At 43.9% G+C, this 12,506-nt stretch carries 8 protein-coding genes; all 8 read left to right on the top strand.

What is annotated here, in order from left to right:
• Positions 1-32: 32 nt before the first annotated feature.
• The 8 genes from OIM59_RS16935 (at position 33) to OIM59_RS16970 (ending at position 12,500) form a co-directional block, all read left to right on the top strand.
• Positions 33-593 carry a DUF3575 domain-containing protein gene (locus OIM59_RS16935; protein ID WP_299168048.1) on the top strand — a complete coding sequence of 187 codons (561 nt, stop codon included), beginning with the start codon at positions 33-35 and terminating at the stop codon, positions 591-593.
• Positions 594-607: 14 nt separating this feature from the next.
• Positions 608-2,071 carry a DUF3868 domain-containing protein gene (locus OIM59_RS16940; protein WP_303897832.1) on the top strand — a complete coding sequence of 488 codons (1,464 nt, stop codon included), beginning with the start codon at positions 608-610 and terminating at the stop codon, positions 2,069-2,071.
• A gap of 51 nt (positions 2,072-2,122) precedes the next feature.
• Complete coding sequence (locus OIM59_RS16945) at positions 2,123-3,652, top strand: Mfa1 family fimbria major subunit (protein ID WP_303897834.1); 1,530 nt, start codon at positions 2,123-2,125, stop codon at positions 3,650-3,652.
• A gap of 171 nt (positions 3,653-3,823) precedes the next feature.
• Positions 3,824-4,861: a FimB/Mfa2 family fimbrial subunit gene (locus OIM59_RS16950; protein ID WP_303897836.1), complete on the top strand. Its 1,038-nt coding sequence runs from the start codon at positions 3,824-3,826 to the stop codon at positions 4,859-4,861.
• A 27-nt stretch (positions 4,862-4,888) separates the two neighbouring features.
• The gene (locus tag OIM59_RS16955; protein ID WP_303897837.1) at positions 4,889-6,394 is read left to right on the top strand and encodes a hypothetical protein; all 1,506 of its coding nucleotides are present in this window, start codon (positions 4,889-4,891) and stop codon (positions 6,392-6,394) included.
• A gap of 14 nt (positions 6,395-6,408) precedes the next feature.
• The gene (locus OIM59_RS16960; protein WP_303897839.1) at positions 6,409-8,667 is read left to right on the top strand and encodes a hypothetical protein; all 2,259 of its coding nucleotides are present in this window, start codon (positions 6,409-6,411) and stop codon (positions 8,665-8,667) included.
• A gap of 25 nt (positions 8,668-8,692) precedes the next feature.
• A complete protein-coding gene (locus OIM59_RS16965) occupies positions 8,693-11,533 on the top strand; it encodes a hypothetical protein (RefSeq protein ID WP_303897841.1) in 2,841 nt (946 codons plus the stop codon).
• A gap of 13 nt (positions 11,534-11,546) precedes the next feature.
• Complete coding sequence (locus OIM59_RS16970; protein ID WP_303897843.1) at positions 11,547-12,500, top strand: DUF5106 domain-containing protein; 954 nt, start codon at positions 11,547-11,549, stop codon at positions 12,498-12,500.
• Positions 12,501-12,506: the final 6 nt, after the last annotated feature.

Genomic DNA, 12,506 nt, shown 5'->3' on the forward strand with positions numbered 1-12,506 from the left:
AGTGAGTAACGCAAAGTTAAAAGAAAAAGGCTATGAAAAAAACACTTGTATGGATATTTTGTGTGTTTGTATGCGTATCGGTATCCGCTCAAAAAATAGCTGTGAAAACGAACATGCTTTATGATGTAACTACCACGTTAAATCTTGGTGTAGAGTTTAGCGTGGCACCGAAGTGGACTATCGACGTGTCGGGTAACTATAATCCTTTTAATTTGGGTAATGACAAGAAGATGAAACACTGGCTGGTGCAGCCTGAAGCGCGTTACTGGTTCTGTGAGGCTTTCAACGGACATTTTCTGGCACTTCATGCATTGGGCGGACAGTTTAATGTCGCCGATATGGATTTAGGCATTTTCCCTTCTTTTAAGGACTATCGTTATCAAGGCAGCATGTACGGAGCCGGTATCGGCTACGGTTACCAGTTCGTGCTTTCCAAACATTGGAACTTGGGGCTTGAAATTGGTGCCGGATGGATACGTGCCCATTACGACCAGTATGATTGTCCGCATTGCGGGGAATGGCGTGGAAGCGACAAGAAAGACTATTTCGGCCTGACCAAGGCAGCCATATCCTTGATTTACGTAATTAAATGATGGAGGAACGCAGGATGAAAAAATATATTCTCTCTCTCGTATTCGTGCTGGCTGCCGGTATTCCCGTTCTGGGCCAGACTTCTTATCTGAGTGAAATAAAGATAGTGAACCGCGAAGTGGCGAAGACAGCCGACCGTCAGGCCCGTGTGAAGATGACGGTGAATCTGGATAATCTGGACATCAAAAAACAGCATTCGCTGCGCGTGGTGCCGGTCATTCTTTCTGCCGACGGCAGTCAGGAACAGGAACTTCCTCCTTTTGTGGTGAACGGCAAAGTGCGCGATAAAGTGCAGCAGCGTACGGAAGCTTTTGAACATATCGATTTCAATCCCGGAGCCGTGGCAAAGATACGCCGTAAGAACGGTGAGGCTCAGACGGTGGATTACGAGGCATCCGTACCCTTCAAACGCTGGATGATTGGAGGCAATCTTCAACTCCGTGCGTATGTGACAGGCTGTGCCCAGTGTAATGACGGTGACGAAACAGCCACTACGGGCGATATTTTCCCACCGATGACTCCGGTTTACTATTCTCCGTTTATCCAGCCAAAGGAAGAGATTGTGAAGCGTCGTTCCGAGACCCGTTCTGCACGCTTGCAGTTCCGTCAGGACAGCTATCGCATTGAGCCGAAGTACAAGGGCAACCAGGCAGAACTGGACACCGTGAGCAATTCCATTGCGCTGGTAAAAGATAACGATGACCTGACCATTACGGGGATTTATGTAACGGGTTACGCTTCTCCGGAAGGAACTTTTGCCTATAATATGAAGCTGTCTGAGCGTCGTGCGAAGGCCTTTACGGAATATATGAAAGACGATTTGAAAGCGATTGATCCGCAGCTTTACCACGTGGACTGGAAAGGTGAAGACTGGGTTGGTCTGCGTGAAGAGGTGGTGAAATGTTTCGACCTGCCGAAGCGTGAAGAAGTTTTGGATATCATCGATCATTGCGGGGATGACAAAGATGCCTGCGAAAAACAGTTGAAAGCGTTGGTACCACCGACCATCTATCAGTATTTGCTGAAGGAGTTGTATCCGGCAGTTCGTCGCAACGAATACCGTATAGAATACAATGTGCGTCACTTTACGGTAGAAGAGGGCCGGGAGATGATTAAGAACCATCCGGAGCTGATGAGCATAAGTGAGATTCAGCAAGTAGCCGACAGCTACGGTAAGGGAAGTCCTGAATATGTGGATTGCCTGGTGAGCGGTGTAAAGGCTTATCCAAGCGATGTGACGGCTGTGAACAATGCTGCACTGGCCCTGATGGAGGCCAACCGTACAGGTGAAGCTATCCGTTTGCTGGATAACGCTCCGGCAGAAGGCGAATTGCTGAATATGAAGGGAGTGGTTTATGTCAAGGCTGGCAATCTGGAAAAGGCCGTACAGGCTTTCTCTGAGGCGCAGGCTAAAGGCTATTCTCAAGCAGCAGAGAATCTGACACAACTGAAACAGTATATGGAATATATGGCCGAATGAAATAGGATAGAGAATCATATAAGAAAATGTGTAATTTAATTTTTATTTGTTATGAAATTGTCTAAAAGTTTATTTTTGGCATTTGCGGGCTTGGGTTTGTTCGCATGCTCTAATGAAGACAATGTACCGTCGGCTGACAACAGTCATAGTGGTACATTCTTGACGTTGACTTTGGTAGGAACAGAAAACAGTGGTTCTAGAACGGTGGCTGGAGAAGATGGTACAGTGGAAGGAACGGTAGCAGAGTCAACGATTTCAGAAGCTATGGTAGTTTTGTGTGCTTCTGATGGAACTATACAATCTGCAAAGAAAGTGAGTTGTATAAAAAAGGATGATAGCAGCGTGGAAACTTATCCGGTAGAAGCTGGAGTGGGTACTTATTATGTGTATGTGATTGCAAATCCGGGAACTACTTTGTTTGATGGAATTACAGGTAATATTAAGAGCTTGGAGAAAGCAATTACAAGTAGTGCTGATTTTGCTACAAATAGTCAATTCCTGATGTTTAGTGAATGTCATGGAACTGATAAGACAGGAGGGCAGGAGATAACCGTATCTGCTGAAAATGATTATGACAATCCGGCTAGGACTGCTGAACCTATCAAACTCGACCGTTTAGCAGCAAAGATTACTTATGAAGAAAAACAAGGGGGGGTCGATATTAGTGCTGCAGAAGGAGAGTTGACAGAATTGACTGGGATTACATTCAATGGTTTTGCTTTGGTAAATGGAATCAAAAATTTTTATCTGCAACAGCATTGGAATGCGGCTGCCCCTACTGCTACGGGAACTTCCCATATAAATACTTTGTTAACCCCCACAGTAACGAATAATGCTTCTGATAATTTTTATAACAGATGGGATGATTTCCGTACGGTGACTAAGGTAAGTGATTCTTATACTGCAGCTGTTGATGTAAAGAATACTTCTTTTACTACAAATGCTTTATATTGTATGGAAAATAACTCAGGATCAACAACTGATAATTGTTTTGCTGAGGGCTCAGATTTGAATGGTAATACTACGGGGGTAATTTTTAAGGCCACAGCTACGGTTGCAGGAAGTGATGAATGTGCAGGAAAGAACTGTTTCTATGCCTACAATGGCGAGTATTTTGCTACATTGGGGGCTGTTCAAGCTAAATATTCAGCAGTATTTGATGATAAAGATGGACTTGACAATGATAGATTAGAAGAACTAGCAGTAGCGGAGGCTGAGTTGAAATCAGCTAAAGCCGGAACGGCAAGCGAAGAAGCTACAGTAAAAACTATTTCTGACTTCCGTGTGAAATACAATATTCATGTGTATGAAGACGGAGTGATGTATTATACACATTATATTGAAGATCAAAACTATACGGCAGCAGATAGTGAACAGGCTCAAGTGAACTATCAGTCTGTTATGCGTAATACTATTTACGGATTGACTGTAAATTCTGTAAAAAATATTGGAGATGATATTCCGGGTGGATGGAATCCGGATACTGATCCGGAAGATCCTACTACTCCGAAGACTTATTTGGTGGTAGAGTGCCAGGTAAATCATTGGGTTTTGAGTAATTACGATGTAGACTTGCAATAAATGGAAGAGAAAAGTCCATGGAACAGTTTGTGACTGTTCCATGGATTGTATAAAAGTCGGTAGACTATACATGTTTTTTTGCAACATTTGTTTTGTTGCCCCGAAGTAGAAAACAATGAGGGAATGTCCTAAGTGGGCTTCCTGCGATATATAAAATAAAAGCACTGAATCATGAAACGAAGTCAGAAAGTAGGGATGTGGAGCATGCTGGTAACAGCGTTCTGGGTATTGCTGTGTACATCTTGTATTCGTGAAGACAGAGATGATTGTCCGGCTACTGTAGGCCACGGTGTGAAAGTGAACTTTCGTTACACGTATAATATAGTAGAGAATGATGCTTTTGGAAAGGAAGCGGAGAATGTACGTGTATGGATTTTTGATGAAGAAGGAAAGTTCGTTTCCATGCAAGAAGATGAAGGTGATCACATTGTGAATGGTTATACTTTGGCGTTGCCGTCTTTGTCAGTGGGTAAGTATAAACTGGTGGCTTGGGCAAAAAGTATGGATTATGATGATGAACTGTCGGAGTTCTCTTTTCCAGATTTGATTGCGGGACAATCAACGGTGAGTGATTTAACTGCTTATTTGAACCGCGATGAAGACAATGTGTGCAGTACCCGTTTGAACGGACTGTTGAGCGGTACGCTGGATGTGGAAGTGACGGGTGCAGAAGAAGAAGTCTTCACAATCGACATGATGAAGTGTACCAATACATTGCGTGTTATCTTGATGCCGGCTCGTGCGGGACAGACTTTATATCAGGAAGATTATTCGTTTGTGATTGACGGAAAGAATGGATGGTTGGATTATAAAGCCGATCCTTATGGGCAGGGTGAAGTGACCTATAAGCCTTATTATCAGGAATTGTTGAGAGATGAAACTGTATCTGGAGAATCACGTGCGGACGATGCGGAAATCAATCATGCGGTGGTGGCCGAACTCAATACGTCAAGAATGATGGTAGACCAAGGGCCTCGTTTTAGAATTATCAATAACAGGACCGGAAAGGATGTGTTAGACATTAATTTGACATGGTTTCTGTCACTGCAGGCGGTAGGAGAGCATCGTGCGGAATGGGATGATCAGGAATATCTGGATCGTCAGGATACGTATGCCGTTACTTTCTTTGTGGATGGAGATACTTTCCTGCAAAATTATATCATCGTCAATGGATGGGTAATTTCATTGGAAGATGTGACTTTAGGCTGAGTATGTGAAACAGGAAGAAGAGTTTTTATGTATAAGATAGGGTGGATTTATTGGGTAGTCCTGGGGGCGTTGATAAGCCTGTTGCCGGGTTGTAAGGAAGAGGTTAAAGAGGAAGCGACGTATGCACATGTTGTGACATTAAATTTTCCTTCTTTGCAGCCTTACACCACTCGTACGCGTGCGGAGGGAATTGTAAATGCTGAAGAAGGAGAGAGCACATTTTATAATGCTCGTATCTGGATTTTCGGTTCTTCTGCCGCTGATGAGGATAAGGCATTGGCTTATAAGTATGTGCCTGATGCCTTACGTTATACAGATAATATGGGCACGTTGCGGGTAGAAATGGTTCTTCCTTCCGAGTGGGAAGGCGAGTCGGACATCTATGTGCTGGTGAACGGAGGAGAGGAAACCGGATTGTCTGCTGAATCTTCACGGAAGGCACTTAAGGAGGCTGTTTTCAGTAAACCATATTCTATGTTGACAGATGAGGGACTGTTGATGTCAAGAATTGTAACGGGAATCACCAGAACCCAGTTGGAGACGGGGACTTTCCAGATTCTGCTGGAAAGGGGGGTGGCCAAAATGGGCTGCTATTTTACAAATCAGACCAGTGAGGATTTTAGGGTGACTTCAGTTGCTTTTAGCAGATTGTCATCGCAAGGTACGGTCTTTCCTGAATCAGTAATGGCTGACAAGGTCACTTCGCGTCCTACTGCCCCTTCTATACCGAATACTTCTGTTTCTTCTGAAAGTTTCACGATAACTGTTCCGGAAGCGACCACATTTGGGACAGGCCAGTCTAAAATCATTCAGGAGGAAGGCAAGGAACAGGCCTATCTTGACGCCCTGAATCAGACAGCTACTTCTCTGACTCCATATTATATTCATGAAGCAGCTTCAAATCAAGTGAAATGTGTCATTCGGTATACAATAAATGGGGAATTCAGAAGTCGGGAGGTCGTGTTGGATGGCAGTATCATACGTAATCATTTTGTCGTGGTATATGCTCACTATTCGGGAGAACTGAATTTGAATTTCGTGGTATTTCCGTGGGATACTGAAGATGAAATTTTCATTAGCTATAATGACCAGTTTAAGGGTAGTCTTGTCCTTTCCAGTCAGGATGTACGTGTTGAGGGAGATAAAGCGTATGCTACGGTGTTTAATGATGAAAACCGCCAGGTGACGTTTACGATGGAAATGGAAGTTCCTGTTGGTGCTAGGTGGACTGCCAATTTATCAAATGGAAATGAATTTGAGCTGTATAGTGAGTCAAGTGCTTCTGGTACGGCTTCGGGTATTGGTGGAGCGGGACCGGTCACTTTTTCTGTTCGACCTACTCAGGCATTTGATGCAGCTGTAGAACGTGAAACAGAACTTTATATAACCTTGACCCGTTTGGTGGATGGAGGAGAAACAGAAAACGGAGAGCAGGTTATCAATAATGAAGGGAATCATCCTGGAACTATTACTCGTATCCGGATACGTCAGGTTTCAGCTGACCAGTGGGATGCTGCTGCCATTCAACCATGATAAATTGAGAGTATATGATGAAAAGAGATTATTTATATATGTGCTTGCTTTTGCTGTGTAGCCTGCTTTTTTGTACTGGTTGCATGGAAAATGAGATGTGGGCTGACGAGGAAACGGTTTCTGAAGGGCTGGTCTTGAATTTGCTGGCAAGTGGTGAAGCTGTTGTGGCAGGGCGTTCTATTGCATCAGACGAAGATTTGAGAGAAGATTTAGTAGAGAATGTGGATGTGTTTTTCTTTGCCGCAGACAATAAAGAAGAGGTGGCCCGTTATTATCATAAAGAGGTGGGGGAAGATGGTAAAGTGCTTTTGGAAACGGGAAACTGGAAATCCAAGTTCCCGGAAGCGAGTTATGACGTTTATGTAGTGGCCAATTTTCATCAGTATGATGATGCTTCTACTCCGGAAACAGAGACAGATTTAAGCCGGATAAAGACTTGGACGGCATTGGTGGCTCTCAGTGATACGGATCCGGATATTTTTAAGGTAGAGAACGATAAGTTTGGAAATGAGGAAACTTATACGGGAAAGAAGTTCATGATGGATGGCAAAAAAGAAGGATGGACACCCAGTGAAGGTACAGACGAAACAATTGCCATTGATTTGGCACGGGCTGCTGCCAAGATTGTGGTGAATGTAAGCTATACAGACGATTTTCTGGTTGCAGATAGGACGATTGTAGATGTACGGAAGAAACTTGTACGCTATGCGCAGGATGTCCGTGTGCTGGCAGAGGCGGATCCCATCCCCATTCTTGATTTATATGGCGATGCAGACGGTGTAGGTATGTCTACATTCAATCATACAGAAGGAAGTGGGGTAGCACGAAAGGATGTGCTTTATGCATATAGTTATCCCAATGAATGGGGAGATAATGTAGCCGATCAGGAAACCTATATATTGATGAATATCCCGTATACAGACGGCAGTCAGGGAGATTTATATCAGAATTATTATAAGATTCCGGTACGTATCTCCAATACAGCCGCCGACTTATGCTTGAAACGTAATACGGTCTATACTATCAATGTGACAGTAGACCGTGTGGGAAATAAAGAGATAGACCAGCCTGTAGAACTTAAGCCTGAAATTTCGATTGCTTCTTGGCAAAATAAAGAAATAGAGGTGGGAGGAGATGCCTATAAATATTTGATTGTCAGCGAAGATGAGATTGAGATGCATAATGTGGCTGACACGGTAGTCACTTTTTTCTCTTCTTCAGCCATAAAAGTCACGTTGGATGCAGCTTATTATGTGGATAAATCTGGAAATGAGATTTCATTGAAAGAAACATCTTCCGATTGGTATTCTGTGGATTATGATAAATCTGCTTTGTCTGGGGAGTTAAAGATTCACAGTGAGGTACCTAAGATTGTGACAGCACGTTATTTTACGTTGACCGTTACGAACGAGGAGGACATGGAGAAAACAATCCATGTGATACAATATCCTCTGGAATATATCTCGGGTGTGCCAGGTTTGTATTCCTATGTAGAACAATATATAAACGAAGAAGGGAACACTGTGAAGGTGAATGGTGGATGGCCCAGTAACTTTAACTGGGATGGAGAATATTTTACAGATATAAAAAAAGGACTGAATGGGCATATAGGTAATAATCCTTATATGAAATCTAAGTTTTATAGGGTGGAGGAGAAGAAGATTTATCGTATAGATGAGAGCTATTCAAACCATGTGAGGGAAAACACTGATGCACATAACAACCGGATGTATTTGGTGCAGATATCCAGTACGAGTGAAAAATATACAGTGGCTCGTCCTAAAATGACAGGTACAGGAGTAGGGAGTGTGACTGCTTTGGGAGAGGAAAATAACCGACTAGTCTCTCCTTCATTTATGTTGGCTTCCAATTTGGGAAATATTGGAGATGTAAATTGGGTTAGGGCACAAGATAACTGCAAATATTATGTGGAATATAGCATTTATACAGTTAAGGAGGCAGATCGGTTAAATGGGAAAACTTATGACAGTATGGGACATCGGTGTTTTGATGACTGGCGGTTACCTACTTACGCAGAGTTGCAGATTATCGCAGGTTACCAATCGACGCAGGACAAAGTGATGGATGTGGTGTTGACAGATGATTATTATTGGGCTGCAGACAAGTATACGTATTTAATAACAGCTGACCCAAAACCAACAGACAATCGGATTCCTACTGGTACAGATTCAAAAAGTGATGGGAAAGTACGTTGTATACGGGATGTGACTCCAGAAGATTTGAAAGAGTTGCGTGCACAGAATATCAGATAAATAAAAACGAAAGATAGTTAGATATATGAAACAGATATATGTTTTTTGGATGTGTTTGTTTTTACTGGTAGGCTTGTCTGCTTGCACTGACGAGGTTGCCGTAGAAAACGGACAAGAAACGGTAGCCGAGGGAGATGTGGCACTTCAGTTGAGTGTCAGTGTGCCGGATGTGAAAGTGGTGACTACACGTGATATTGACCCCGATGGTTTAGGGATAAAAACGCTTTATCTGTTTTGTTTTGATGAGTATGGTTCTTATATAGGACGTCGTGATGCTTCCAACATTCAGTTGGTAAGCGGTGAGAATGGGAATTATGCATATAGGTTCGATGTAACGGTACCGAGTAGTACGCGTAGAATACATTTTTTGTCGAATGTCTATTTGGATGATATAAATGCCGTGCCTGGCATGAGTGAGACAACCTTGATACCCTCTATTGTTTCCGCTTCAGGGCTCATGGCCTATTGGGGACGTGTGGCTGTAACAGACTTAAACAGTTTCCCTTCGTCGATAGTGCTTTACCGTAATCAGGCCCAGGTGTGCTGGGAAGTAGAGTCAGGGGGCGGATTGCAGGTTTTTGGGTATGCGGTTTGTAACCGCCGGGCATGGGGAACCATTGCTCCTTTTAATCCGCATGCAGAAAAGGATGAAGATAAATTTAATTATTCACTGGATGCTCCTTATGTAACGGAACCTGCTGCAGACTATCAGGTGTTGTCGACCGACGCTACGGATGTGACGGTGCAGGGAGATGAGGCGCAAGGAGACCCTCATTATATATTTGAAAATCCGAATACGCTCGATGCTCCCGTTTATGCCGTCATGCTGATTGGAGAAACGAAAGAATCGGCCAAGTATTATAAAATCATGTTTGTGGATGGCAACAAGAATTTGCTGCCTATTTACCGTAATTTTAAATATGTGATTCGAATTAGTTCTGCTCCTCCTGAGTCAATGGGTTACACCACTTTTGATGAGGCGAAGGAGGGCATTGCAGCCAATAATGCCTGGGTCTCTGTCGATCCGGAGATTCCAGAACTCAGCGACGGAACGCATACGTTGAACATTCTGAATGGGACGACACAGATATTCAACGAGGGAGGTGAACAGACAATTGATTTTACTTACGATGGTAATAGTGAGGACGTTTCTGTTTCGTGGCTTGATAATGACGGAACACTTTCCAGTGTAACTCCTCAATTGAGTTCTACAGGCAATAATACATATACCATTACAATGAATTTGGCGCAACCAAAGGAAGACCCGGTGATTGGTACCTTGTTGTTGCGGGCGGGTGTGTTTACCCGTCAGATAAAAGTTTATCTGATGAAGCCCTTTGAGTTCAAGCCTGTATGGGTGTCTACCGGAGTCCCGATGGAGAAAGATGAAAGGTTGTCCATGACATTTGTCATCCCGGATAATTATCCAAGCGAATTGTTTCCGATTACTTGCAAGATTGCTACAAATACCATGAATGCCAATGATGATTTGGGGGTACAGTTACCTGTTATAATAGAGGACTGCGAGTATCATATTGAAACGGAGGATGGAGAACCGGAAGAACCAAACCGTACTACCAATTGGGGATATAAATTTGTTTATACAGCCACCAGACCAGGTATTCAGGAAGTCTTTTTTACATTGAATGTAAGTGAAGGGAATGATCCGGAGGGTACAGTAGAATATGTAGGGTCATCTTGCCCTTATTTGAAGGAGAAGCATGCACATGTATTTCTGGAAGCAGAAAACTTTAAGGACGAGGAAAAGGTCGTTTTATTCCAGTCGGGATCGAAAGGTATGTATATTACAGTGGACGGAGCAGATGAGAATAATCCGGGCTTTTTGTTGGAAAAATTGGCTCCCACAGTCAATCAGCCAGTTACTATTAAGTTGAATTTTACAGGAGAGACTCCTACAACGAACACTGTGATGCGTATTGCGACCACTTCATTGGTTCCTGTGGACAGTGAGAAGAATAAATATATCAACAATGGGACTCCTACGACGAATGGTATTGTGAACTATTATTGGATTAAGCCAGGAGAGGTTTCCAGTTTGACTTTGAATTTCCTGACAAATACTCCGGATGTGGATGATTTGGTGCGCTTTTCAATTGATAATGAAAATGAATTTGGTTATAACTCTAATTCTGATTATTGGTTTAAATCGGCCGCTGTCGAGCTGCGGGCGACTCCGAAGAATTTCACATTCGATTTTAATATTGTAGATGATACTCCGGAAGTGGATGCGGTAAAATATGGCTTGAACCAGCCAGCCAACATGTATCTGACGATTCCGGAGGCTGCGGTGCAGTATACGGATTTGAAACTGTTTATTCAAACGAATAATTTGAAGCGTGACCCTAATGGTGAACATGCGGAATGGCTTGAAGAAACTGTGGGAGGATATTATCTTACCATACCGAAAGGCACTTCTTTGGAGCAACGAGGAACGATAAAGTTCTTGACGAATCGGATTGCAAGTGCGGAAACCGTCACCATACGTACAGCGGATGATTCGCAAGCATTGTTTACTCCTGCTTCAGCTTCGTTTACGAATCTTCCCATCACAGGTACACTGACTTTAGACGGTGAAGAACCGTTAAGTACCAATTCATTTATTACGTTGCAGCGCAAAAATGGCACGCGTGTGGGTGATTTGGATATACAATCTGTGGAGGGGAATATAGCGACCTATAAATTGACCCTACGACCGGAATTTGATTTTACAATGGATGAGGACTTGATTATTTACTATACGGTTCCAAATACTTCCGTGGTTTATCAGTTGACTACTACGTTCAGTTATTTGGTAAGTCATGAAATTGGTGAGTCGGTGCCGCTCATTACATTAAAAAAACAATAAATCGGTCTCAAGAATGAATGGATACTTTTTAGGGATAGGAATGATTTTGCTGTTTTCTGCCTGTGGAAATTCTTCCCAGCAGAAGCAAGCAAAAACTACTGCAACGGTAGAAAACCCTCAAACCGTCTCGGAAGCCAAGTTCCCTTTCCCTGAAATCCCCACCATGCTCACCCAGCCGGACGAACGGAAAGCATATCTCATGGCGCACTACTGGGATAACTTTAATTTCGCAGATACGGCATTGGTGAACAACCGGAACGTGGCGGAGCAGGGAGCGGCAGACTACTTGGCCATACTGGCCGACGGGACGCTCTCCGGGGAGCGGATAAAAGGCAGTCTGGACAGTTTCTGCAAAGGGCTGGAAGTGCAGGAGCATGCGCGGAAGGTGTTCTTGCAAATGATGGAGGACTACCTGTATAACCCGAATTCGCCTTACCATAATGAGGCCTTGTATGCCTTGTTCTTGGAGCGGATGCTGAAAAGCAAATATGTAGACGAGGCGCGGAAGAGTTCGCTGAAGTTCAGCCTTGACCTGATTAGCCGGAACTGTCCGGGAAAGGTGGCAACGGACTTTATGTATTTCCTGCCGGACGGAAGCAAGCGGTCGCTGGCGCAGACGCGGGCAAAGAACAATCGTCTGCTGTTGGTGTTCTATGATCCGGAGTGCCCGAGCTGTCACGAAACGATGCAGGAGATGGTGGCCGACGGGCTGCTGGCGGAAGCCGTAAAGGACGGAAAACTGACGGTGTTGGCGGTGTACACCGAAGGGAATCAGGAGGTATGGAAGCGTACACTGAGTGATTTGCCTCAGGGATGGACGGTAGGCAGTGACCATGAAACGGTGAAGCAGGGGGCCTTGTACGACCTGAAAGCGATGCCTTCGCTGTATCTGCTGGACGGCTCGAAGAAGGTGCTGCTGAAGGATGCGCCTTACGCAAAGATTCGGGAGGAGATTGCGGCACTGTAAGCAGAT

Origin of the sequence: Bacteroides mediterraneensis (genome assembly GCF_025993685.1) — a bacterium.
GTDB lineage: Bacteria > Bacteroidota > Bacteroidia > Bacteroidales > Bacteroidaceae > Phocaeicola > Phocaeicola mediterraneensis_A.

What these genes read in the sequence shown, in the direction of transcription:
- OIM59_RS16935 (WP_299168048.1), top strand. Translation starts at nt 33, where the DNA reads ATGAAAAAAACACTTGTATGGATATTTTGTGTGTTTGTATGCGTATCG.
- OIM59_RS16940 (WP_303897832.1), top strand. Translation starts at nt 608, where the DNA reads ATGAAAAAATATATTCTCTCTCTCGTATTCGTGCTGGCTGCCGGTATT.
- OIM59_RS16945 (WP_303897834.1), top strand. Translation starts at nt 2,123, where the DNA reads ATGAAATTGTCTAAAAGTTTATTTTTGGCATTTGCGGGCTTGGGTTTG.
- OIM59_RS16950 (WP_303897836.1), top strand. Translation starts at nt 3,824, where the DNA reads ATGAAACGAAGTCAGAAAGTAGGGATGTGGAGCATGCTGGTAACAGCG.
- OIM59_RS16955 (WP_303897837.1), top strand. Translation starts at nt 4,889, where the DNA reads ATGTATAAGATAGGGTGGATTTATTGGGTAGTCCTGGGGGCGTTGATA.
- OIM59_RS16960 (WP_303897839.1), top strand. Translation starts at nt 6,409, where the DNA reads ATGATGAAAAGAGATTATTTATATATGTGCTTGCTTTTGCTGTGTAGC.
- OIM59_RS16965 (WP_303897841.1), top strand. Translation starts at nt 8,693, where the DNA reads ATGAAACAGATATATGTTTTTTGGATGTGTTTGTTTTTACTGGTAGGC.
- OIM59_RS16970 (WP_303897843.1), top strand. Translation starts at nt 11,547, where the DNA reads ATGAATGGATACTTTTTAGGGATAGGAATGATTTTGCTGTTTTCTGCC.